Origin of the sequence: Pantoea sp. Fr+CA_20, assembly GCF_024520835.1 — a bacterium.
GTDB classification, from domain to species: domain Bacteria; phylum Pseudomonadota; class Gammaproteobacteria; order Enterobacterales; family Enterobacteriaceae; genus Pantoea; species Pantoea allii.
In genome coordinates, this window is sequence record NZ_JALNPN010000002.1 from 473,923 (window position 1) to 499,260 (window position 25,338).

At 53.9% G+C, this 25,338-nt stretch carries 16 protein-coding genes, 1 pseudogene and 2 riboswitches; of the genes and pseudogenes, 14 read left to right on the forward strand and 3 right to left on the reverse strand.

Going from position 1 to position 25,338, the window contains the following annotated elements; all coding sequences use genetic code 11:
- Window positions 1-29: 29 nt before the first annotated feature.
- The 11 genes from yegD (at window position 30) to NR177_RS04675 (ending at window position 17,831) form a co-directional block, all read left to right on the forward strand.
- On the forward strand, window positions 30-1,382 hold the full coding sequence (gene yegD, locus NR177_RS04625; protein ID WP_063880183.1) for a molecular chaperone: 1,353 nt from the start codon (window positions 30-32) through the stop codon (window positions 1,380-1,382).
- 518 nt (window positions 1,383-1,900) lie between these two features.
- On the forward strand, window positions 1,901-3,133 hold the full coding sequence (locus tag NR177_RS04630; RefSeq protein WP_256852381.1) for an MdtA/MuxA family multidrug efflux RND transporter periplasmic adaptor subunit: 1,233 nt from the start codon (window positions 1,901-1,903) through the stop codon (window positions 3,131-3,133).
- Window positions 3,133-6,255, forward strand: a complete 3,123-nt coding sequence (locus NR177_RS04635) for an MdtB/MuxB family multidrug efflux RND transporter permease subunit (protein ID WP_256852382.1) — start codon at window positions 3,133-3,135, stop codon at window positions 6,253-6,255. The genes NR177_RS04630 and NR177_RS04635 overlap by 1 nt, the downstream gene beginning before the upstream one ends.
- The gene (gene mdtC, locus NR177_RS04640) at window positions 6,252-9,329 is read left to right on the forward strand and encodes a multidrug efflux RND transporter permease subunit MdtC (RefSeq protein WP_256852383.1); all 3,078 of its coding nucleotides are present in this window, start codon (window positions 6,252-6,254) and stop codon (window positions 9,327-9,329) included. The genes NR177_RS04635 and mdtC overlap by 4 nt, the downstream gene beginning before the upstream one ends.
- Before the next feature lie 12 nt (window positions 9,330-9,341).
- Window positions 9,342-10,742, forward strand: a complete 1,401-nt coding sequence (gene mdtD, locus NR177_RS04645; protein WP_063880188.1) for a multidrug transporter subunit MdtD — start codon at window positions 9,342-9,344, stop codon at window positions 10,740-10,742.
- Window positions 10,739-12,127, forward strand: a complete 1,389-nt coding sequence (gene baeS / locus NR177_RS04650) for a two-component system sensor histidine kinase BaeS (RefSeq protein ID WP_096010823.1) — start codon at window positions 10,739-10,741, stop codon at window positions 12,125-12,127. The genes mdtD and baeS overlap by 4 nt, the downstream gene beginning before the upstream one ends.
- A 6-nt stretch (window positions 12,128-12,133) precedes the next feature.
- Window positions 12,134-12,841, forward strand: coding sequence for a two-component system response regulator BaeR (gene baeR / locus NR177_RS04655; protein WP_063880190.1), 708 nt, complete (start codon window positions 12,134-12,136; stop codon window positions 12,839-12,841).
- Window positions 12,842-12,963: 122 nt separating this feature from the next.
- Window positions 12,964-14,337, forward strand: a complete 1,374-nt coding sequence (yegQ, locus tag NR177_RS04660) for a tRNA 5-hydroxyuridine modification protein YegQ (protein WP_256852384.1) — start codon at window positions 12,964-12,966, stop codon at window positions 14,335-14,337.
- A gap of 230 nt (window positions 14,338-14,567) precedes the next feature.
- Window positions 14,568-15,470, forward strand: coding sequence for a lipid kinase YegS (gene yegS / locus NR177_RS04665; RefSeq protein WP_063880192.1), 903 nt, complete (start codon window positions 14,568-14,570; stop codon window positions 15,468-15,470).
- A gap of 156 nt (window positions 15,471-15,626) precedes the next feature.
- A complete protein-coding gene (locus NR177_RS04670) occupies window positions 15,627-17,096 on the forward strand; it encodes a mannitol dehydrogenase family protein (protein ID WP_109717363.1) in 1,470 nt (489 codons plus the stop codon).
- Window positions 17,097-17,144: 48 nt separating this feature from the next.
- Window positions 17,145-17,831, forward strand: a complete 687-nt coding sequence (locus NR177_RS04675) for a GntR family transcriptional regulator (protein WP_096010944.1) — start codon at window positions 17,145-17,147, stop codon at window positions 17,829-17,831.
- 34 nt (window positions 17,832-17,865) lie between these two features.
- On the opposite strand, the gene thiD is transcribed toward NR177_RS04675, so the two are convergent.
- Window positions 17,866-18,666 (reverse strand): bifunctional hydroxymethylpyrimidine kinase/phosphomethylpyrimidine kinase, encoded by an 801-nt coding sequence (gene thiD / locus NR177_RS04680; protein ID WP_172898245.1) that lies wholly within the window; start codon window positions 18,664-18,666, stop codon window positions 17,866-17,868.
- Window positions 18,653-19,453, reverse strand: coding sequence for a hydroxyethylthiazole kinase (gene thiM / locus NR177_RS04685; RefSeq protein ID WP_244181331.1), 801 nt, complete (start codon window positions 19,451-19,453; stop codon window positions 18,653-18,655). Before thiM ends, thiD begins: the two co-directional genes overlap by 14 nt.
- Before the next feature lie 31 nt (window positions 19,454-19,484).
- Window positions 19,485-19,581: riboswitch (TPP riboswitch) on the reverse strand.
- Between the two features lie 1,032 nt (window positions 19,582-20,613).
- Here thiM and NR177_RS04690 point away from each other — a divergent pair.
- The gene (locus tag NR177_RS04690; protein ID WP_256852385.1) at window positions 20,614-22,833 is read left to right on the forward strand and encodes a glycoside hydrolase family 104 protein; all 2,220 of its coding nucleotides are present in this window, start codon (window positions 20,614-20,616) and stop codon (window positions 22,831-22,833) included.
- 5 nt (window positions 22,834-22,838) lie between these two features.
- Window positions 22,839-23,273, forward strand: coding sequence for a hypothetical protein (locus NR177_RS04695; protein ID WP_256852386.1), 435 nt, complete (start codon window positions 22,839-22,841; stop codon window positions 23,271-23,273).
- 51 nt (window positions 23,274-23,324) lie between these two features.
- On the opposite strand, the pseudogene NR177_RS04700 reads toward NR177_RS04695, so the two are convergent.
- Window positions 23,325-24,562: pseudogene (locus NR177_RS04700) on the reverse strand (integrase).
- Between the two features lie 132 nt (window positions 24,563-24,694).
- Window positions 24,695-24,791: riboswitch (TPP riboswitch) on the reverse strand.
- A 305-nt stretch (window positions 24,792-25,096) separates the two neighbouring features.
- On the opposite strand from NR177_RS04700, the gene NR177_RS04705 reads away from it, so the two are divergent.
- A complete protein-coding gene (locus NR177_RS04705) occupies window positions 25,097-25,294 on the forward strand; it encodes a hypothetical protein (RefSeq protein ID WP_096010827.1) in 198 nt (65 codons plus the stop codon).
- Window positions 25,295-25,338 lie beyond the last annotated feature (44 nt).

The window sequence follows — 25,338 nt, forward strand, 5'->3', positions numbered from 1 at the left end:
CCCCCTTTTTTCCTGCCTGGGGGCGAAAAATGTTCATTGGATTCGATTACGGTACGGCTAACTGTTCCATTGCGGTCAGCGAAAATGGCTCGCCACGGCTGTTAACGCTGGAGAAGGGTCAACGCCTGCTGCCGTCCATGATTTGCTCCCCTACACGTGAAGCCGTGACGGAATGGCTCTATCGCCATCATCAGGTTGCCACACCTGAACAGGAAAGTACGGCGCTGCTGCAGCGGGCGCTACGCTACAACCGCGAAGAAGATATCGATGTTTTACCCGACAGCATTCAGTTTGGCCTGACCGCGCTCCAGCATTACATGGTCGATCCTGAAGATGTCTGGTTTGTTAAATCCCCTAAATCTTTTCTGGGTGCCACGGGCCTGAAACCGCAGCAGATTGCCTTTTTTGAAGATCTGGTCTGCGCCATGATGCTGCACATTCGCCAACAGGGTGAAACGCAGACCCAGCAGCCGATCGACCAGGCGGTGATAGGCCGTCCGGTTAACTTTCAAGGATTAGGCAGCGAAGACGCGAATCAGCAGGCACAGGGCATTTTGTTACGTGCGGCGAAACGCGCGGGCTTCCGGGATGTGGAATTTCAATTTGAGCCAGTGGCGGCGGGCCTGGATTTTGAGGCAACGCTGGATAAGGAAACCCGCGTGCTGGTGGTCGATATTGGCGGGGGAACCACCGACTGCTCGATGCTGCTGATGGGCCCGCAGTGGCGCAACCTGTCAGATCGGCGTGAAAGTCTGCTGGGCCACAGCGGTTGCCGCGTGGGCGGGAACGATTTGGATATTATGCTGGCGTTCAAGGCGCTGATGCCCTTACTGGGCGCGGGCGGTAACACCCAGAAAGGCACTGCCCTGCCTGCCCTGCCCTGGTGGAACGCCGTCGCCATCAACGATGTGCCTGCGCAAAGCGATTTTTACAGCACCGCCTGCGGCAAGATGCTGCGCGATTTAGTCCGCGAGGCAGAAAATCCTGTCGCCGTCGCCCATTTACTCAAGGTATGGCAGCAGAAGCTGAGTTATCGCCTGGTCCGGACCGCCGAAGAAAGCAAGATCGCCCTGTCCGATCGCCCCGACTTTACGGCATCCCTGGATTTTATCACCGCCGGTTTACAGGCCGATATCAGCGTGACCACCCTGCAGGATGCAATCAGCCAGCCGCTGGAGAAGATTCTGGAGCAGGTACAGCTGGCGCTGGCAACCAGCAATATCAAACCCGAAGTGATTTATCTCACCGGCGGCAGCGCCCGCTCGCCTCTTTTACGCGCCGCACTGCAGCAGGCCCTGCCGGGTACGCCCATTGCTGGTGGAGACGATTTTGCCTCGGTCACCGCAGGTCTGGCGCGCTGGGCAGAGGTGATGTTTGCCTGATCCTGCCGGGTGAGACAGCTGCCTGGTGTGACAGTAAAAGGACAGCGTCAACGGCCGGTGATGTCGCCAGAGTCGGTATTACGGCTCTGCGGTCCTCGCGCCGCTGAAGCGCCCTCTCTGCATCATTCGTTCACCTGACGTCACCTCATGCCTTTTGCTCGCCTTCCTGCGGGCAAACGCTGGCGTTTTCACGCCGCTCCGCGCGGCGTATTGCCGCCCGACACCTGCCCCTTCTGGCTTTTTGCGCTTGTTGCCATTGATGAATTTAATAAATCATTTCCTGACCACAACAGCTCATCACGCGCTATTCTGTGGCACACTCATTCAAATGCGTTATGAATACGGCCCATCAATTAAACGACAATATGTCTTCAGAAAATCGACATAATTACGCAGTGCTGACAGATATCCTTAATTCCTTCAAATTTTTACCCGCAGGGACGACTACAATTCGTGGTTTGCAGGCAACCTTTTAAGCCCGCGCCCTGGAAAGACAGTGCTGGAGAGCAACAACAACAATGAACAACCGATACCCTGTTATGAAAAAAGCGTTGATTGCGCTGGTGGTGATTGCCGTGGCCGCAGGCGGCTATTACTGGTGGAAGCATCCGGCCCAGCCCGCAAGCGACGGTGACGCATCCGGCCAGCCTGCACATGGTAAAAGAGGCAGTGGCGCGCATAAGCCCTTAGCGCCGGTGCAGGCGGCCAGTGCGGTCAAAGAGAGTGTGCCGCAATACCTGAATGGGTTAGGCACCGTGACAGCCGCCAACACCGTGACGGTGCGTAGCAGGGTGGATGGGAATCTGATGGCTATCCACTTCACAGAAGGCCAGCAGGTGAAAGCCGGCGATCTGCTCGCCGAGATCGATCCCCGTCCCTATCAGGTAGCCCTCATGCAGGCACAGGGTCAGCTGGCGCGCGACCAGGCTACCCTGGCGAACGCACGCCGCGATTTAGCCCGTTACCAGAAGCTGGCGAAAACCTCGCTGGTTTCCCAGCAGGATCTGGACACACAGAGCGCTCTGGTGAATGAAACCCTGGGCACGATAAAAGCCGATGAAGGTAGCGTTGCCAGCGCCCAGCTGAATCTCACTTACAGCCGCATCACCTCGCCTATCGATGGACGTGTCGGCCTGAAGCAGGTTGATATTGGCAACTACATTACCAGCGGCGACACCAATGGCCTGGTGATGATTACTCAAACGCATCCGGTGGATGTGGTGTTCAGCGTGGCTGAGAACACTATCAGCCAGATCATGCAGGCGCAGAAAACTGGCGAACCTTTACTGGTCGAAGCCTGGGATCGCAGCAATCAGCATTTGATCACCCGCGGTAAACTGCTCAGCCTGGATAACCAGATTGATGTAACCACCGGCACGATTAAAATTAAAGCGCGCTTTGATAATCAGGATGATCTGCTCTTTCCTAACCAGTTTGTTAATGCGCGCCTGAAGGTGAATACCTTACAGGATGCCGTCGTGATTCCCACCGCAGCGCTGCAAATGGGGAATGAAGGCCACTTTGTCTGGGTGATCAACAGTGAAGACAAGGTCAGTAAGAAAAGCGTGACCGCCGGTCTGCAGGACAGCCAGAAAGTGGTAATCAGCGCCGGACTCAACGCAGGCGATCGCGTCGTCACCGACGGGCTGGACCGCCTGACAGAAGGGGCAAAAGTCGAAGTGGTTGCCGCGCAGAGTCGCGCCACAAAAGAGACCCGCACCAGCTTGCCGTCCAAAGGGGAATCTGAGTAATGCAGGTTATGCCTCCTGACCACAGCGGAGGGCCGTCACGCCAGTTTATCCTGCGTCCGGTCGCGACCACCTTACTGATGATTGCCATTTTACTGGCGGGGATTCTGGGTTACCGCTTTTTGCCGGTCTCTGCCCTGCCTGAAGTGGATTATCCGACGATTCAGGTCGTTACGCTGTACCCCGGGGCGAGCCCGGATGTGGTGACCTCCTCAATTACCGCTCCGCTTGAACGCCAGTTCGGCCAGATGTCCGGACTAAAGCAGATGGCATCGCAAAGCTCGGGTGGCGCCTCAATCGTCACGCTGCAATTTCAGTTGACGCTGCCGCTTGATGTGGCGGAGCAGGAAGTGCAGGCGGCGATTAACTCTGCCACCAACCTGCTGCCCAGTGACCTGCCGAATCCGCCGGTTTACAGCAAAGTGAATCCGGCCGATCCACCGATTATGACTCTGGCCGTGACCACCAGCAGCATGCCGTTAACCCAGGTGCAGGACATGGTGGAAACCCGTGTCGCACAGAAGATATCGCAGGTCACCGGCGTCGGTCTGGTGACGCTGACGGGCGGTCAGCGTCCGGCGGTGCGCGTGAAGATGAACAGCCAGGCGCTGGCCGCCATGGGGCTGACCAGCGAAACGGTACGCACGGCGATCACCAATGCCAATGTCAACTCCGCGAAAGGCAGCCTGGATGGCCCTACCCGCTCGGTCACGCTTTCCGCCAACGATCAGATGAAATCGGTAGAGGATTACCGCCAGTTGATCGTCAGTTATAAAAATGGTGCACCGGTGCGCCTGGCGGATGTGGCAACCATTGAACAGGGCGCAGAAAACAGCTGGCTGGGTGCCTGGTCCAACCGTGAACCAGCCATTGTGCTGAATGTGCAACGCCAGCCAGGTGCCAACATTATTGCCACCGCCGATAGCATTCGCGCCATGCTGCCGTCACTGATCGCCAGCCTGCCTAAATCAGTCGACGTGAAACTGGTCACTGACCGCACCACCAACATTCGTGCGTCCGTCAGCGACACCCAGCATGAACTGATGCTGGCAATGGGGTTGGTGGTGATGATCATCTACCTGTTTTTGCGTAACGTACCCGCCACCATTATTCCGGCCGTGGCGGTGCCTCTGTCGCTGATTGGCACCTTTGCGGCGATGTATTTTTTGGGTTTTTCCATCAACAACCTGACGCTGATGGCGCTGACCATCGCCACAGGCTTTGTCGTAGACGATGCCATCGTCGTGATTGAGAACATCTCGCGCTATATCGAGAAAGGCGAAAAACCCATGACGGCCGCCCTGAAGGGCGCGGGCGAAATTGGCTTTACCATTATTTCTCTGACGTTTTCACTGATTGCGGTGCTAATCCCGCTGCTGTTTATGGGTGATGTCATCGGCCGTCTGTTCCGCGAATTTGCGGTGACGCTGGCGGTGGCGATTTTGATTTCAGCCGTGGTCTCGCTCACCCTGACGCCGATGATGTGCGCCCGCATGTTGAGCGCAGAATCGCTGCGCAGGCAAAACCGCTTTTCCCGCGCCAGCGAAGCTATGTTTGAGCGAGTGATTGCGGTGTACGGTCGCGGGCTGAGTCGGGTGCTTAACCATCCCTGGCTGACGTTATCCGTGGCACTTGGCACGATGCTGCTTACCGTCTTGTTATGGATCGCGATTCCTAAAGGCTTTTTCCCACAGCAGGATAACGGCATCATCCAGGGCACTCTGCAAGCCCCGCAGTCGGTGTCTTACGCCAGCATGGCTGAGCGCACCCGTGACGTTGCCTCGGTGATAATGAAAGATCCCGCGGTACAAAGCCTGACTTCGTTTGTGGGCGTCGACGGCACCAATCCGTCACTCAACAGTGCCCGGTTGCAGATCAACCTTAAGCCGCTGGATACGCGCAGCGAACGTATTCCTGAGATCCAGCAGCGACTGCAACAGCAAATCAGCATGATCCCCGGCGTCACGCTGTGGCTTCAGGCGGTTCAGGACCTGACGATTGATACCCAGGCCAGCCGCACGCCCTATCAGTTTACGCTACAGTCCGGATCGCTGGACTCACTCAGCACCTGGGTTCCTGCGCTGGTGAGCGCCTTGCAAAAACTGCCCGCGCTGCGTGATGTCAGCAGCGACTGGCAGGATCAGGGCCTGGAAGCCTATATCAAAGTCGATCGTGACAGCGCCAGCCGGTTGGGTATCAGCATGGCGGATGTGGATAACGCGCTCTACGACGCCTTTGGGCAGCGGCTGATCTCCACCATCTATACTCAGGCAAACCAGTACCGTGTGGTGCTGGAGCAGGACAACAGCACCACGCAGGGCCTGCAAAGTCTGGAGGGTATTCGCCTGATCAGTACCGACGGCGGCAGCGTTCCCTTAAATGCTATCGCCAGCATTGAGCAGCGCCATGCGCCTTTGACCATCAACCACCTGAGCCAGTTTCCGTCTGCCACCTTCTCGTTTAATGTGGCGAAGGGCTATTCTCTGGAAGATGCCACAAAGGCGATAACCCAGGCCGAAGAACAGCTTGGTATGCCGTCAGAGGTGATGACGCAGTTTCAGGGCAGCACCCTGGCGTTTGAAGCGGCACTGACGAGCACGGTGTGGCTGATTGTGGCGGCTGTCGTGGCGATGTATATCGTGCTGGGCGTCCTGTACGAGAGTTTTATTCATCCCATCACCATTCTTTCAACCCTGCCAACCGCCGGTGTGGGTGCCTTGCTGGCCCTGATGATAAGCGGCAACGAGCTGGATATCGTGGCGATCATCGGCATCATTTTGCTGATTGGCATCGTGAAAAAGAACGCCATCATGATGATTGACTTCGCCCTGGCCGCGGAGCGTGAACAGGGCATGAAGCCGTATGACGCGATCTATCAGGCCTGCCTGCTGCGTTTCCGACCTATTCTGATGACCACGCTGGCCGCGCTGCTGGGGGCGTTACCGCTGATGCTGAGCACCGGCGTCGGCGCAGAATTACGCCAACCGCTGGGTATTGCTATGGTCGGCGGCCTGATCCTCAGCCAGATTTTGACCCTGTTTACCACACCGGTTATTTACCTGCTGTTTGACCGACTGGCGCATAACCTGCGTCGCCGCCTCGGTCACACGGAGGAACAGCAGTGAAATTTTTTGCGCTGTATATCCATCGCCCGGTCGCCACCACGCTGCTGACGCTGGCGATTGCGCTGGCCGGGATGCTGGGCTTTCGCCTGCTGCCCGTCGCCCCGCTGCCGCAGGTGGATTTTCCGGTAATTATGGTGTCGGCTTCTCTGCCCGGTGCCTCGCCGGAAACGATGGCCTCGTCAGTCGCCACGCCGCTGGAACGTTCCCTGGGCCGCATCGCCGGCGTCAGCGAAATGACCTCCACCAGTTCCCTGGGATCGACCCGCATCATCATGGTTTTCGATTTTGATCGTGACATTAATGGTGCGGCGCGGGATGTCCAGGCGGCGATCAACGCTGCGCAAAGCCTGCTCCCCACCGGTATGCCTTCGCGCCCGACCTATCGCAAAGCTAACCCGTCTGATGCGCCGATCATGATCATGACGCTGACCTCCGACCTGTTCAGCCCGGCTCAGCTCTACGATTACGCCTCCACACAGCTGGCGCAGAAGCTGTCGCAGATTAACGGCGTTGGCGATGTCACCGTAGGCGGCAGCTCTTTGCCCGCCGTGCGCGTTGCACTGAACCCCCAGGCCCTGTTTAACCAGGGCGTTTCCCTGGACGCGGTACGGCAGGCCATTTCTAACGCCAACCAGCGTCGTCCGCAGGGCGCGCTAGAAGATCGTCAACAGCGGTGGCAACTGCGCACCAACGATGCGCTGCAAACCGCCAGTGAATATCAGCCCCTGGTGGTGCATTACAACAATGGCGCAGCGGTGCGCCTGTCGGATGTTGCCACGGTGCAGGATTCGGTACAGGACGTGCGTAACGCCGGGATGTCACGGGGTAAACCGGCGGTGTTGCTGGTCATACGCAAAACCGCCGATGCGAACGTGATTGACACGGTGGATCGCATTCGTGCCGAACTGCCCGAACTGCACGAGATTATCCCTGCGGCCATTAACCTTGAGGTGGCGCAGGACCGCTCGCCCACCATCCGCGCCTCGCTTGAGGAAGTGGAACAGTCGCTGGTAATTGCCGTCGCGTTGGTGATTCTGGTGGTGTTTGTGTTTTTACGCTCTGGTCGCGCCACGCTGATCCCTGCCGTGGCGGTGCCGGTATCGCTGATCGGCACCTTCGCCGCGATGTATTTATGCGGCTTCAGCCTGAATAACCTGTCGCTGATGGCCCTGACGATCGCCACCGGATTTGTGGTGGATGATGCCATTGTGGTGCTGGAAAACATCGCCCGTCATGTGGAAGCCGGGATGAAACCCATGGCTGCTGCGCTAAAAGGCGTGCGTGAAGTCGGCTTCACCGTGCTGTCGATGAGCCTCTCATTAATTGCGGTATTCCTGCCGCTGCTAATGATGGGCGGATTGATTGGTCGCTTCTTCGCCGAATTTTCTATCACGCTGTCGGTCGCCATCCTGATCTCCCTGTTTGTCTCTGTCACGCTGACGCCGATGATGTGTGCTTACCTGCTCAAGCCCCATGCGCCGCGCAGTCAACCGCAACGACGGGGATTTGGACGGCTGCTGCTGGCGGTGCAGCGCGGTTATGCGCGCTCACTGACCGTGGTACTGAACCACGCGCGCTGGGTACTGTTGCTGCTGCTGGGGACGGTGGCCCTGACGGTATGGCTGTTTATCAGTATCCCCAAAACCTTCCTGCCCGAGCAGGACACTGGCCGGTTGTCGGGCTTTATCTCAGCCGACCAAAGTATTTCGTTCCAGGCGATGCGCGGTAAGCTGGAAGACTTTATGAAAATCGTCGGTGCCGATCCCGATGTGTCCAGCGTGGTAGGCTTTACCGGCGGGATGCGCACCAATATGGGCTTAATGTTTATCTCCCTGAAACCGCTGTCTGAACGGAAAGACAATGCCCAGACGGTGATTGCCCGGTTGCGTACGAAGCTGGCAAACGAACCCGGAGCCAACCTGTATCTCAATGCGGTGCAGGATATTCGGGTGGGCGGTCGCGAAGCCAATGCCAGCTATCAGTACTCGCTGCTGTCAGACGATCTTGCTGCGCTTCGCACCTGGGAACCCCAAATCCGCCAGGCCTTTACCGCCCTGCCGGAACTGGCTGACGTCAACTCCGACCAACAGGATAAGGGCAGTGAAATGGCCCTGACCTACGATCGCGCCAGCATGGCGCGGCTGGGAATCAACGTCTCAGAAGCCAACGCCCTGTTAAATGATGCATTTGGTCAGCGCCAGATCTCCACCATTTACCAGCCGCTGAACCAGTACAAGGTCGTCATGGAAGTGGACCCCCGCTATACCCAGGACATCAGCGCGCTGAATCAGATGTTTGTGATTAACAGCGAGGGCAAACCGATCCCGCTCGCCTGGTTTGCCAAATGGCAGCCGGCTAATGCCCCGCTGTCCGTCAATCATCAGGGGCTGTCTGCCGCATCGACCATTTCCTTTAACCTGCCAGAAGGTGTTTCCCTGTCACAGGCGTCGGAGGCCATCGACCGCACCATGACCGCGCTGGGCGTGCCGTCCAGCGTGCGCGGCAGCTTTGCCGGTACCGCGCAGGCTTTCCAGCAGTCGCAGAGCAGCCAGCTGTGGCTGATGCTGGCCGCCATTGCGGCAGTCTATATTGTGCTGGGCATTCTCTATGAGAGCTACGTGCATCCTTTGACCATTCTTTCAACGTTGCCCTCGGCAGGCGTCGGTGCGCTGCTGGCGCTGGAGCTGTTCGATACGCCATTCAGCCTGATTGCCCTGATCGGTATTCTGTTATTAATCGGGATCGTTAAAAAGAACGCCATCATGATGGTGGACTTCGCCCTGGAGGCAGAACGTAAGGGTAACCTGAGCGCCCGCGATGCCATTTTCCAGGCCTGCCTGCTGCGTTTCCGCCCTATTTTAATGACTACCCTGGCCGCGTTGTTTGGCGCACTTCCGCTGGTGTTGACCAGCGGAGATGGCGCGGAACTGCGCCAGCCGTTAGGGATCACCATTGCGGGCGGGCTGATCATGAGCCAGCTCCTTACCCTGTATACCACGCCAGTGGTGTACTTAATGATGGATAAACTGCGACGCAAAAAGCGCACTCAGACAATGAATGCGACGCAGCACTAAGGGGTAACTATCATGCAGAGCGTAACGGTCCGCTGGCAGTTATGGATTGTCGCCTTTGGCTTCTTTATGCAGGCGCTGGATACCACCATCGTCAATACGGCCATCCCGTCCATGGCCCACGATCTGGGCGTGAGCCCATTGCATATGCATTCGGTCATTGTCGCCTACGTGTTAACGGTGGCGGTCACCCTGCCCCTGAGCGGCTGGCTGGCCGATCGGTTTGGCGTCAGAAATATCTTCTTCAGCGCCATCGTGCTGTTCAGCCTGGGTTCGCTGATGTGCGGGTTATCCCACACGCTGGATCAGTTGCTTGTGGCACGTGTACTGCAGGGCATCGGCGGGGCCATGATGGTGCCGGTAGGCAGGCTGACGGTGATGCGCATTGTGCCGCGCGATCAATATATGTCCGCCATGACGTTCGTTACCCTGCCCGGCCAGATTGGTCCGCTACTGGGTCCGGCACTCGGCGGGGTGCTGGTGGAATATGCCAGCTGGCACTGGATTTTCCTGATTAATATCCCGGTTGGCGTGATCGGCGCTATCGCCACCTTAAAGCTGTTACCCAACTACGCCATGCCGCCACGACGCTTCGATTTTTTGGGTTTTGTTCTGCTGGCTGCGGGCATGGCAACCCTGACGCTGGCGCTTGATGGCCAGCGCAGCAGCGGCGGCTCCGCGTTGTTGCTGGCGGCGATGATCCTGACAGGCACAGGTTCCCTGCTGTTTTACCTGCTGCATGCGCGCCACAACGACGATGCGCTGTTTAGCCTGAAGCTGTTTGATAATCGGGTGTTCTCCATCGGATTACTCGGTAGCCTGGCGGGCCGCATCGGCAGCGGGATGTTACCTTTTATGACGCCGCTTTTTTTACAGATCGGAATGGGTTTCAGCCCGTTTCATGCCGGTTTAATGATGATTGCGATGGTGCTTGGCAATATGGGCATGAAACGCATCGTGGTCCGTATCGTTAACCTGTTCGGCTATCGCAACGTGCTGGTGGGATCGACGGTAGGTCTGGCGTTGGTGGTGTTGCTGTTTCCGCTGGTGGCGATGCTGGGCTGGACGGCCATGCTGCCGCTGGTGTTATTCCTGCAAGGGATGGTGAATGCGATTCGCTTCTCCTCAATGAACACGCTGACGCTGAAAGAGCTGCCGGACGATCTGGCATCCAGCGGTAACAGCCTGCTGTCGATGATCATGCAGCTTTCAATGAGTATCGGGGTAACCGTCGCGGGCCTGCTGCTGGGCGCGTTTGGTCAGTCGGCGCTGGGGCAACAGGGGTTAAGCCACCAGGCCTTTATCTATGTTTATCTCTGTATGGCCCTGATCATTATTCTGCCTGCGCTGGTGTTCTGGCGTGTCCCGAAAGAAGAGAGTAAAAGCGTCGATCTGCGACGCCGGAGAAGTGAATGAGATCGTTTCTGCGCGTTGGCATCGGTGCCAAGCTGTTTATGGCTATTTTCTCCACCTGCATGCTGGTACTGATTACCATGCACTGGGGCGTCAGGCTGAGCTTTGAGCATGGCTTCGTCGACTACATCAAACGCGGTAATGAACAGCGACTGAATTTGCTGGGCGCGGCGCTGGCCGATCAGTACGAGCAGCATGGCAACTGGGATTTTCTGCGCAACAATGACCGACTGATTTTTACCATGCTGCGCTCGCTGGAGCAGAATCCCGACAGCAACAATCAGCTTCCGCCGCACGGCTGGCGAACCCAGTTCTGGGTGCTCGATCAGCAATATAAAGTGATGGTTGGTCCGCGCTCACAGGTACCGCCAGAGGGAATACGCCACAATATCACCACCAGCAACGGCAAGGTGGTGGGCTGGATCATCAGCTCACCGCCCGAACGCCTGACGCGCAGTACCGACATTAATTTTGATCAGCAACAACGACGAACCAGCTGGTATATCGTCGGCTTGTCGACTCTGCTTGCCGCGCTGGTGACCTGGCTGATGGCGCGAGGCTTGCTGGCTCCGGTAAAAAGGCTGGTGGACGGTACTCATCATCTGGCCGAGGGGAATTTAGCCACCCGAGTAGAAGTCAGCAGCCAGGATGAACTGGGCCAGCTGGCACATGACTTTAACCTGCTGGCCAGCTCACTGGAGAAAAATGAAAGTATGCGCCGGGCGTTTATGGCCGATATTTCTCATGAGTTGCGAACGCCGCTGGCTATTTTACGCGGTGAACTGGAGGCGATGCAGGATGGCGTTCGTCAGCTGACGCCCGACGCCATTACCTCATTGCAAAGTGAAGTTGCGCTGCTGACGAAGCTGGTAGACGACCTACATCAGTTGTCTCTTTCTGACGTGGGTGCGTTGGCTTACCGCAAGCAGGCCACGGATTTGGTGCAGCTCATTGAGGTCAGCGCAGGCAATTTTACCGAACGCTACCGTGCCCATGACCTGACACTGAAACTGGCTATGCCTGAAGATGCGCCCTTCTTTGGCGATCCCGATCGCCTGATGCAGCTGTTTATCAATCTGCTGGAAAACAGCCTGCGTTATACCGATGCGGGCGGCACGGTTCAGGTTCGTCTCTGGTATGACGCACCCTACTGGCACGTCACCGTTGAGGACAGCGCACCCGGTGTGGATGGCGAGCAGCAGGCGCAAATTTTTGAACGGTTTTTCCGCACCGAAGGGTCCCGCAATCGGGCCAGCGGCGGCTCAGGTTTAGGTCTGGCAATCTGTAAAAATATTGTTGATGCGCATGGCGGAACCATAACCGCGACGCACGCTGATTTAGGTGGACTGAAAATCGCGCTACAATTGCGTTATGTTCCTCCCGTTTAGAAGACTATGAATCAGGAAAACACCTATCCGCTGATCCTTGTGGTTGAGGATGAACCCAAGCTGGCGCAACTCATGATCGATTATTTACAGGCGTCCAACTACCGTACCCACCATCTGGCGCATGGCAATGAGGTGCTGGACTACGTTCATCAGACCCCACCCGATCTGATCCTGCTGGATTTAATGCTGCCAGGTAAGGACGGCCTGACGCTGTGCCGTGAAATCCGCCGTGACTCTGAACTGCCGATTATTATGGTGACTGCGCGGACAGAAGAAATCGATCGCCTGCTGGGGCTGGAAATTGGGGCGGATGACTACGTCTGTAAACCGTTCAGCCCGCGTGAAGTGGTTGCGCGGGTGAAAACCATTTTGCGTCGGGTGAAACGTTCGCCTGAAGAAGCCCCGGTTGCGTCGCTGCTGAAAGTGCATGAAAGTCGCTTCCAGGCCAGCTGGCGCGATGAACCGCTCGACTTAACGCCTGCGGAATTTCGTTTGTTAAAAACGCTGTCCCTTGAGCCAGGGAAAGTGTTTTCACGCGAGCAGCTGTTAAACCACCTCTATGATGATTATCGGGTCGTCACTGACCGCACTATTGACAGTCATATCAAGAACCTGCGCAGAAAGCTGGAAAACCTGGACAGCGAGCAGCCTTTCATTCGCGCCGTGTATGGCATGGGCTATCGCTGGGAAGCCGATATCTGTCATTTGATTTAGATTGATTCAGATCAATTTACTTCCTTTTTCTCACTGCCTACAATTCCGCACCTTTCGCAGGGGTAACGCCCCTGCACGTGCCGCCCAAGGCGGCATACTGACCTGACATCAGTGAGTACGCCATGAAACCAGAATTACTTTCTCCAGCGGGTACGCTGAAGAATATGCGTTATGCCTTTGCCTACGGCGCAGATGCCGTGTATGCCGGCCAGCCACGCTACAGCCTGCGGGTTCGTAACAACGAATTCAGCCATGAAAACCTGGCGAAAGGCATCAACGAAGCCCATGCGTTGGGTAAAAAATTTTACGTCGTCGTCAATATCGCCCCGCATAACGCCAAGCTAAAAACCTTTATCCGCGACTTAACGCCGGTGATTGAGATGCAGCCGGACGCGCTGATTATGTCCGATCCCGGTTTGATCATGCTGGTGCGTGAGGCTTTTCCGGCCATGCCCATTCACTTATCCGTTCAGGCCAATGCCGTTAACTGGGCGACCGTGAAGTTCTGGCAGCAGATGGGCCTGAGTCGGGTGATTTTGTCACGTGAACTGTCGCTGGAAGAGATTGCCGACATTCGACAGCAGGTGCCCACCATGGAGCTGGAAGTCTTCGTGCACGGCGCGCTGTGTATGGCATATTCCGGGCGCTGTCTGCTTTCCGGCTACATGAATAAACGCGATCCGAATCAGGGAACCTGTACCAATGCCTGCCGCTGGGAATATCAGTTGCAGGAGGCCAAACAAGATGACGTCGGCAATATTGTTGAAATCCATCAGCCGGTGACGGTGCAGGACGTCACGCCAACCCTGGGCATCGGTCAGCCCAGTGATAAGGTTTTTCTGCTGGAAGAGAAGATGAAACCCGGCGAGATGATGAGTGCCTTTGAAGATGAACATGGCACCTACATCATGAATTCGAAAGATTTGCGTGCCGTGGCGCACGTTGAACGGCTGAGCCAGATGGGTGTTCACTCATTAAAAATTGAAGGCCGAACCAAATCTTATTATTACTGCGCCCGTACCGCGCAAGTCTATCGCAAAGCGATTGACGATGCCGCCGCCGGCAAACCTTTTGATCCTGCCCTGCTGGAAACCCTGGAAGGTCTGGCGCATCGCGGCTATACCGAAGGCTTCTTACGTCGCCATACACATGACAGCTATCAAAATTACCAGAACGGCTATTCTGTTTCTGAGCGCCAACAGTTTGTCGGCGAATTCAGCGGTGAGCAGCGTGATAGCTGGGCGGAGGTGGTGGTGAAGAATAAATTCGTCCTGCATGACAGCCTGGAGATCATGACGCCCTCTGGTAACCTGATTTGTACCCTGGATGCCTTGCAAAACAGCCGGGGCGAGCCGACGGACGTGGCACCGGGAGACGGCCATCGTGTCTGGATGAAGGTGCCTCCACAGGTCGATCTGCAATTTGCGTTGCTGCTGCGCAATTTTACCGATGGTCAGGACACGCGCGCGCCTCACGCCACCGGTGTGACAGGTTGACACATTTTGACAAAAGCACGAGAAGGATCACAGACGGCTTAATTTTGCTGCTCTATAGTGCTGCCTGCTACCAATGAGTAACAATTATCAGCAGCTGTAACTGGATCCACCTCATTCACCCGCCCGGCTCCCCCGTGCGGGTTTTCTTTTTTCTCCCTTTCGCCCATCATTTTTCTCTCCAGGCTGTGCTATAACCACTACCTACGCTTTAGATCTTCAAGGAACAGATAATGGACAAAGAATCGCTTACGCTGCTGATCCTTAACGGTAAAGGCGCAGGCAATGATGATCTACGTGAAGCGGTCACTAAGCTGCGCGATGAGGGCTACAACATTGCCGTGCGCGTGACATATGAAAAAGGCGACGGCGAACGCTACGTCGAAGAAGCGCTGGAATTACAGGCGGTCACCGTGGTGGCGGGCGGCGGCGATGGCACCGTCAATGAAATCGCCACCGCACTGGCGTCGGTAAATGTCGCCGATCGTCCTGTCTTAGGGATTATTCCCTTGGGCACGGCCAACGACTTTGCCACCAGCGTTGGCATCCCCGAAGAGATCGAACCGGCTTTACGGCTGGCTATTCAGGGCAAAGCGTATGACATCGATCTTGCCCGGGTGAATCAGCGTCACTACTTTATCAATATGGCGACAGGCGGTTTCGGCACGCGCATTACCACCGAGACGCCAGAAAAGCTGAAATCGGCGCTGGGTGGGGTTTCCTATTTTATTCACGGCCTGATGCGCATGGACACCCTGAAACCCGACAGCTGTGAAATCAGCGGGCCCGATTTCCACTGGCAAGGCGATGCGCTGGTCATCGGCATTGGCAATGGTCGCCAGGCGGGCGGCGGTCAGCGATTATGCCCTTCTGCGTTGATTAATGACGGCCTGCTCGACGTCAGCGTGGTCACCGCGCAGGAGTTACTGCCCACCCTGCTGCATTCCCTCACCGGCGGCGATGAAGATAATCCCAGTATTATTTCGACCCGTTTATCGTCCCTGACGATTCGCTCGCCCCACGAGATGACATTTAATCTGGATGGCGAGCCGCTGTCCGGGCAGGAATTCACGATTGATGTTATGCCGGGCGCGTTAAGCTGCCGTCTGCCACCGCAGTGCGCATTGCTGAACTGAGTGCGCCGGGAGTGAAGGCTCCCGGCTTAAATGTAAACAGTTCGTGATTACATTCACAATTTTGTTACGTCAACTTGTATGGTAGTAGTAGGACGCGTAATTTTTCATCCTTAACGCCGGAATGGCCTGTCGTCCTCTCCGCTACAAGGATGCATTATGCTGCAAACTGACCACCTTCCCGCTGATGTCCAGCGTCCAGCCTACAACCGTCGCCAGCTTAAAACCCGTATGGTGCACATCGGTTTTGGTGCGTTTCATCGCGCACATCAGGCGTTATGCAGCGATAAGCTGGCCGAACACGGCAGTGACTGGGGATACTGTGAAGTCAACCTTAACAGCGGTGCACTCATTCAGGCGCTGCGTGAACAAGACCTGCTCTACACGCTGACAGAGAAAAGTGATGATGCGGTGGAAACCCGCGTGATCGGCATTATCACCGCCGCGTTACACGGCAAAACGGACGGTATCGCAGCCGTGATTGACGCGATGTGCCAGCCTGATGTCGCCATTGTATCGATGACCGTCACCGAGAAAGGCTACTGTCACCTGCCCGCCAGCGGAAACCTTGACCTGCAGCATGTCGATATTCAGCATGACCTGGCGCATCCCGAACACCCGCAGTCTCTGCCGGGTCTGATTGTTGCGGCAATCCGCCGCCGTCGCGATCTCGGCTTAGCGCCGTTTAGCGTCATGTCCTGCGATAATATGCCGGAAAATGGCCATGTGACGCGTCACGTCGTTATGCAGTTAGCCCAGCAGCACGATCCCTTACTGGCTGAGTATATCCAACAGAACATCACCTTTCCTTCCACCATGGTGGATCGTATCGTTCCCGCCATGAATGACGCGGCGTTTGACGCGTTACGTCTGCGCATCGGTTCCCATGATCCGGTGGCCGTCGAAGCCGAACCCTTCTTTCAATGGGTCATTGAGGATAATTTCGTCAGCGGTCGACCTGACTGGGATAAAGCGGGTGCCGAACTGGTGCAGGATGTCCTGCCGTTTGAGCAGATGAAGTTGCGTATGCTCAATGGCAGCCACTCATTTTTAGCTTACCTTGGCTATCTTGCCGGTTACGAACACATCAGCGACTGTATGGCAGATGATGCGTTTCGGGCAGCGGCTCGCGCACTGATGGTTAATGAGCAGGCACCCACGCTCACTATTCAGGGCGTTGATTTACCCGCGTACGCCGATGCTTTAATTGCCCGCTTTGCCAATCGCGCGATCAAACACCGGACGTATCAGATTGCAACTGACGGCACGCAGAAACTGCCCCAGCGCTTTCTGGACAGCCTGCGCTGGCACCTGAATAACGGCACGCCTTGCCCGTTACTGTTGCTGGGCATTGCCGCCTGGATGCGTTATGTCAGTGCGGTCGATGACAAAGGCGAGCCTATTGAGATCCGCGATCCGCTGAAAGCGCAACTGGCGACATGTGTGGCCGAGAGTGGTGAGGGTGAAGCACGCGTGCGGGCCTTGCTGTGCATGAACAGGGTGTTTGGCGATGACCTTGCCAAAAACGGTGAGCTGGTTAAACAACTTACCGCCTGTTACCAGCAGCTTGCTGCACAGGGTGCACGCGCCAGCGTACAGCAGGCTACCGCCAGCCAGCCGCAGCACTGATGCTCTCGCCCAACGCCCGGACAGACTGATTTTTACATGGACAGCAATATGACACTTTCTTACACCATCACCACCAGCGAGCCGGTAAATCAGCAGGTTTACCGCTACCTGCGCCGCGATATCGTGACCTGCGTGATTCAGCCGGGCGCATCGCTTTCTGAAAAAGAGGTTTCCGCAAGGTTTAACCTCTCTCGTCAGCCGGTGCGTGAAGCCTTTATCAAGCTCGCGGAAGCGGGGCTGGTGCAGATCCTGCCGCAGCGCGGCACCTTTGTCCGCAGGATCTCGGCTAAACGAGTCGAAGATGGCCGTTTTATTCGTGAGGCTGTCGAGGTTGCCGTGATCCGCCGTGCGGCTCAGGAAATCGGTGAGCTGGGACTGATGGCACTGGAACATAATCTGCAGTTGCAGCGCATCACGGCTGTCCGTGGCGACAGTCAGATGTTCTTAAGCCTGGATGATGAGTTTCATCGTCTGATCGCTGAGAGCATTAACTGCCCGCTGGCATGGGAAACGGTAGAGAACATCAAAGCCACCATGGACCGGGTACGTTATTTAACCCTGAACGACCTTGCACCCGCCGAATCGCTGATTAAGCAGCATGACGCTATTTTTGCCGCGCTGAAAGCAAGCGATCCCGAGATGGCAGAGGCAGCACTGCGCCACCATCTGCAGGCCATGAAGTTTTCGATCACCCCCGTCATCAAGCAAAACAGCGCCTGGTTCGACGAGGATTAACGCCTTGCCGGACAGCCAGGCGCAAGCATGGCGGCTACCACCACTGATGAAAATGGTGCACCGGTCCAATCCCGTTGCCGACCTCCAGCGAATCCGCGGCGAGTAACGCCTGCTGTAGCCAGGCTTTCGCTTCGCTGATCGTCGCTTCCCAGCTGTGGTGGCGCGGCCGCAAGGCTGCGAGCGCGGCGGACAGCGTGCAGCCGGTGCCGTGCGTATGGCGCGTATTTACCCGTACGCTGCTAAAACGCTGCCGTCCTGTCCGGGTCAGCAGCCAGTCCGGGCTTTCATCGTCATCCAGATGACCGCCTTTCATCAGTACCGCCTGACAGCCCATCATCAACAAGGCTTCGCCCTGAGTGAGCATCTCATCTTCATTGACTGCCACCTGGCATCCCAGCAATGCAGCGGCTTCGGGCAGGTTAGGTGTAATCAATGACACCTGCGGCAACAGGCGCTCACGTACACAGGCAATCGCATCCGGGTTCAGCAGGGCATCACCGCTTTTTGCCACCATAACCGTATCCAGCACCACAAAGGGAATGTCCCGCCGCTGCAGGCCATGTGCCACGCGCTCCACAATGTCCGTTTCAGCGAGCATGCCAATCTTCGCACTATCGATGCGCACATCATCCAGCACTGAGTTCAGTTGGGCGGTCACAAATTCAGGCGCAATACGGTATACCGACTGCACGCCGCAGGTATTCTGCGCCACCAGCGCCGTAATCACACTGGTGCCGTACGCGCCCAGTGCAGAGAAGGTTTTTAGATCGGCCTGGATACCGGCACCGCCACTGGGATCGGTTCCTGCAATCGTCAGGGCATTAATGCGTTTCATCGCGCGCCTCCAGCGTCCAGAGGGCATCCAGAAAAGCAGGCGCAAAGCTGCCCGGTCCATCTGCTACGTGCGCGGCCTTTTCCCCGGCCAGCGCCATCACCCGGCAGGCGCAGGCGATGTTGATCAGTCGGTCACCTGGCAAACAGGCAAAAGCCGCAACCACCGCCGAAAGCGCACAGCCAGTGCCCACCACCCGCGTCATTAACGGCGAACCGCCCGGAATCGCCCAGGTCAGCGTGCCGTCAGTGGCATAATCCACTTCGCCGGTCACCACCACACAGGTATGAAAGGCTTTTGCCAGCTGTTGTGCTGCCTGCAGTGCGGCTTCGGCCGGGTGCAGGCTGTCAACACCGCGTCCGCCTGCGGCCTGCTGCGCCAGCGCCAGAATCTCTGAGGCATTGCCGCGTACCACTGCAGGCGACTGCGCGAGCAGCTGCTTGCAAAACACGGTGCGCAGCGTCAGTGCGCCCACCGCCACCGGGTCCAGCGTCCAGGGCGTGCCAGCCTGATTAGCTGCAAGCACCGCAGCCTGCATCGCCTGCTTACGATCGTGGGTTAGCGTACCGACATTAATCAGCAGCGCATCGGCGATAGCGCTAAACTGCGCCGCTTCTTCAGCGTCGATAACCATGGCCGGTGAGGCATTAAGGGCGAGTAAGACGTTAGCGGTTAGCGTTTGCACCACATCGTTGGTCATGCAGTGCACCAGCGGTGACTGACGGCGAAACTGTTGCAGGATGGGCGCGCATTGCGCATCAGAAAGGTGCTGCGGTTGATGTGTCATCATAACTCCCAACCGGCGGACAAGAAGGCGAATGCGGTCAGGCATCGGACTTCCCTACGCTGGCATTATCCAGATCAGGTAATACGGGTATTTCTCAGCCTTCACGAAGAAGGGCACCCCGAGTCAAATAAAACGAAATCAAAAACTTGCGATTAATACTCCTCATTAATCCTTGATCAGGATAGTAATGCCAGCGGAAAGTCTTGTAAACGGCAAAAGAGGCCCTTTTGGGCCATGTGTGCCAGTCTGAGTGACAGGACATTTTCTTCAGAAACATTGAGGCCGGGTTGCCCCAGCCTCAATGTTTCAGTTTGATTTTTCTCTGCTGTTCGTAATGAGAGAGTGTCGATTCCCAGCCGTAATCATTCACCCGCTGCAAAAAAGTTCTGCGTGGAACGTCGAAATATCAAGCAAAGGCTGGCATGTTCAGCCAGTTATCGGATCGGTAATCTAGGCTCATTGCCAGAAGTTAGAGCATATGCGAAGCTATTGGGTGTTATCGTTTGCACTTGTGTAGAAGTGGTAACCTAACGGTGACCGCTGAGCCTGGAGAATGTCACCTGGTAATGGCAGACCTTCAGCACGTTGTGATAACGTCGCCGTAGTAGCCCTGTCTCTTCTGATAAAGAGAAAAATGCGCTTTCATCGTGTTTGATGCACTAACAGACTTAAACGTCCGAAACCTGAAATTGCTTGGCGACTAAGAAAATTAATCCAAAATCCTTGAATAAGAGAACTATCCTCAAATCTTTACTAATACTGTTCTTCTGATGATGAAATCACTACTGATTGCCCTGCTTCACGTCAACGCTCCGAAAAGCAATACCTGACCATTTCAGTCAAATACTTATAAAAAAAGCATGTTAAATAGATCAAAAAAAGAACAGGGAAATGCCCTGTTATGTCACGTTTTTCTGTTTTGCGACTCTGTCACATCGGATGGTCAAACACGTCATTGAATCCTTACCTCTCCGATATTTGACGCAAATTCACATATTAATTAGGTCTTTAATAATTTTACTTAACAGATCAGAGAGTCCGCTGAAAAATTTCCATTTACAGCTTCATTCGGTAACAAATTTAACAACTTAAGGAATTTTTGGTTATATCCTGAGCGGTGTATGATGCACATTGTTTAACCATTTCTAGTACAAGGAATTAGTATGTCACAGTCAGAAAGCGCCCCACTGATCCCGACCATTCGATGGCCGATACCGAAAAATAACCGGGGCGCGGAGTTCAATAGCCTTGACGATATCCTGACCCATATTCAGGGGGAAACCACAGGTCATTACCTCATTGGCTCTAACACCATGTGGCACGGTGGTATTCATATTACCGATGAAACCACCCCGTGGTGTGCCCTGAGCGGAAAGTCGCCACAGGAGGCCATTGATTACCCCGTTCTCTATCAAGGTGAACAGCCGATACGTTGTATGGCAGATGGTGAGGTGATAGCTTACCGGGTTAACAGGGATTACCGCCACCTTGAATGGGAATTTGGTAAACTGGCTTACTCAGCTTCCTTTGTCCTGGTCAGGCACAACGTTCAGCCAGGGCAAACCGCCGCCAGCGCCCTGACGTGCTATACGGCGTATATCCACCTTGCGCCGTGGTCAGCCTACCCTGATGAAAGTGATATGTATAAAGTCGCAGACGGTCAGCACCTACGCGCTTATATTGATAATTCCCTGCAATGGATTGCAGCGACACTGCCACCCAATACCCGTGTAAACTGGAATAAGGCAGACCCGTCCACCCATATGAACGCCAATGGGCGGCAGTACGCGCATGTGTCGCTGATGGAGGGGATAAATAACAAAATGACCCTCAAGGCCGGAGATATGCTCTGGGTGGTGTGCGATAAGGGTAATCTGGTGCCGGACAGCGGCCCGGTACGCCCGGCGTGGTGGGATAAACTGCTACCTCCGGCAAAAGAGATCATGCAGTTTGATCAAGTTGTCTGTCCTCCCCCTTACCCAATCAAGGCCGGGGACGCTGTGGGTCATATGGGATATTTTCAGGCACCGAAAGATGGTGGTTATGATAAACGCTACCAGGTCCATATCGAATGTATGAGCACCGATAAGAATTTACCCACCTTTCTGCAAAACCCGGAGCACCTCGGCCAGGATAATCCGGTTTACGTGAAGTTTCAAAACGGAACGCCACTGTGCGTAAAAAATCTGACGACTAAAACCATCACGCCTGACGGGAGAAGTACGCGGGGTGATGCGATTATGAAACTGAACCAAGTCAGAACGGAGCAGGACGCTCGCAAGACCGAATACTGGTTCCTGCCCTATGCCAACGGCTATGTACCGAAAAGCGATACATCAGTAGAAAGGCTGTCTCAGTACGACCTTGAAAAGCGGGGGTTTGCAACAGCGGTTGATAAAACACCTGTTAGCTTTGACCATCTGGACGGTAAGACACCGCCAAAGGGACTTGTCCGCACGATTTACGATGCGCTGTTTCAGGCTTCCAGCAAAGACACGAGGATAACCCATCGCGCCGTGCCGCATAATTACCGCCGCTTGTTGAACCAGATAGACAGCAATATCAGCTATTACTCATCAACGGAATATCTAAGCGCCATTCATAACCCGTCTTATCGGGATGTGAAAGACAGGATGATTGTGAAGCACCCCAGCGAGTGGTATTTCAGCCCGAATGACCCTATCTGGCAGACTTTTCTGACGTCAATAAAAAAGGATGCGCCTGAATGGCATGATTATTCGGTGAGTTATCTGAATGGGGTGCGCTGGATGAACCAAGTCCCGGAAATGGCAGAAACCCTCTGGCATATGCACCCATTAGTGTTTCTCGATGCGATAAACTTCCTTACTTTACCTCTTGAAGAGGCAAGGGTAAGGGCATTCATGCGTATGCTCCGAGTCGGAGAAGGCACTGTTGGACAAGCTGGCTATGAAACTTTATTTGGCGGACAGTCCTTTATTAAGGATTACCATAAAGACTTTAGCGATCACCCACAAGTTTCGATCACAAGAGGCAATTTAACCTCATCAGCGGCAGGAGCATATCAGGTAATGGGGTATACCTGGAATGACCCCAAAATGATCTCACACCGTGCGCAAGCAGGTATTGTGGACTTCACACCAAAATCTCAAGATGAGTTTTGCGTTCTAATATTCAAATATAAAAGAAAAGACTCTTTAGCCAAAATTATTTCTGGTGATATCGATGGCGCGTTAGACATATTAAGTCATGAATGGGCAAGTCTCCCTCCGGGTCGATATGGACAACCAACCAAAACCAGAGAAGAAGCACTTTACTATTACAATCAATATCTTGATGAAGAACTCAAAGGAAAAACAGATCTTCATCTAAACATTGGATATATCGAGAAAATATTGGAGTAAAAATAATGAAAACTTGGCCTTTTACTTTACTATTGATATCAGTAGCAACACATGCAGACTCAAATTTCGGCACGTGGAGTACTAGTTGTGATGATGACAGCTTCTCTATTCTTATCGACAACAAAACTAATCCACTTGTTGTTAATGACAACCAGATCGTTGTTAATGTACATGCTAATGAAATATCCAAAGATAAAGTTGATATTTTCTATGATAGCGTAGCCGATCTTGGTCGAGGAGGAATGAATTTTGATTGGAAAAATGTAAGTTCAACTACCCCACTGGCGGAGCTAACTATCATTAATCAAAAGGGGGAATTACGCTGGAAAGGATTTTACGATAATAAAAAATCAAAATATTATTGGATGAATGATCCTGATTTTGTACAATCTTATGCAAAAAACGGCGTAATTAAATTGCACAAATGCGATAAAGAATAAATGTTGCGGAGGGGCGATCCCTCCGCTATTTTTCCTTTCTTGGTTAAGCCATTAATTGCATTGTATCTCGTCGATCACATAGCAGACTGAGGATAGGGAAACGTATGCATATAGCGCCAGGTTATCAACCCAGCCAGCTAAACAAGCGTAAATAATATTATGCCTGAATGAATGCACCAACCGCCGTTGTCCATAATCATCAAGGTAAGGAATTCCTGGCTGATCACGAACGTCAACTAGTACTTTACCAATCTTCGGAATGTTCTTAGCCACACTGGCGAGAAGATTTTCTCTTTCCAATTACGATTAACGAAATTGAGGAATCCCAACTCGATCAGTTTGGGGTGGATCACCACCTGCCTTTTAGCGTTCTCAGTTTTCCCCTGCCCTCCTTCCGCGATCAGGAAATAGTGCCGCTGAATATCTTCGTCATATTTAATTGTGATTTTTCCAGCTTGACAATCTCCTCTCTTCTGGCTCCCGAGATATGACAGCAACAGGGTAATCCACTTCTGCCATTCGTCAGGCTGCTTGAGCGCCCACGCCACAAATTTCCTCATTTCTGCTGCACTATATGTGCCAAACCTCGCTTTAGATCGCGCAGCGACTACTCCATCAGTCGGAAACTTCTTTAGAATATCTTTATTGTCAGTCAGGAAGATTTTGAACACCGATTTGTAAATTTTCAAATGCTAGTGGATAGACTAAGCGCCAACAAAATCTTATAGCAGCACATCAACACACTCGATCAGTTGCTGAACTGTTATTGACCGTTCAGGTTGCACAACAAGTTTTTTCAAGTTTTCAACGGCTTCCATCACCTGCTTAATGTTTTGTTTCGTGATCGTCGTTACATCGGTTGATGCGCCAAGGACAATGAACAGGACTTCCATAATGCGCTCATTGGCTAGTGAAATTGCTTTCGTCCAGTTCGGAGCCTTCTCCTTCTTGTACATATTCCATGCGCCAGCCAGCGTTAGCACTTCTTTTGATTCATCTTGCTTTTTTGGCTTAATAACCGCTACCGGGATAACAGTCTCCCGGTATTCCTGAACAACCATCGGCTGAATATTGCTCAGCTTATTATTGAGGAATTAGTGAACCAGCCAGTGTTCATTCTGCTGCTTTAAGCGGTTGTTGAAATCTGTAAGACGTTGACCAAACTGATCCGGGTGAATGGTTTCACGTTTGACTAAGGGAATAGCTAGAGATGCAAATGACATCAGGAGTTGCGCGTGGCTGTGGCTATCTTTCTCCCACGACCGATGGAAATATTTATGACCTGACAGGCAAAAGCTTACTTAGTATATCCCGTTACGGGTGATGGTGTGATTGATAGATATGTGTGTCATTTTGTTTATCTCTGTGTGTGACAGCATAACAAAATCAAGATAAAAAATCCGCTCAAGTCATTGATTTATAGATAATATAAACACCAAGACTACGCTGACATTATCCAGATCAGGTAATACGGGTATTTCTCAGCCTTCACGAAGAAGGGCACCCCGAGTCGTGTTACGAACAGAAGCATAAGTAAGCACCCTGTTTTAAGCAAGGCACTTATTATTTTTTCAATTGGATATGCAAACGTTTTGCATGATCTCGATCAACCACTAACCTCACAAAAAAAGGCTTAATGCTGCGGGCTAAAAATTCGCACATAATAGCAGTGAAAGAATTTACGCTAGTGAATAAAACTTTCCATCATAATTACATTGCCCATTAATAATTAACACCTGCCTAAAATATCGCAACAATAAATATTCAATTCATGTAGTTAAGACAAAAATCACCAGAACACTTCATACTTTACAGGAAGCATGATGCGATTCTTAGCGCTTATTCCTCATCGTCACCGATGGACAGACATTAACATAACCCGTCAGGGTGCGGTTTCTCCTTCTGGTCGACACTATTATTCCACTTATATTTCTGCCCGCTGCACACATTGCGATGATGTCATTCACCGTGTTTACTATCGTGATATCAGTGATGAACAGGCGCGGCGCTGGCTGGGCTAATCATAAAATTACGACCTGGTACTGACCGGCAGGTTACGTTGCTG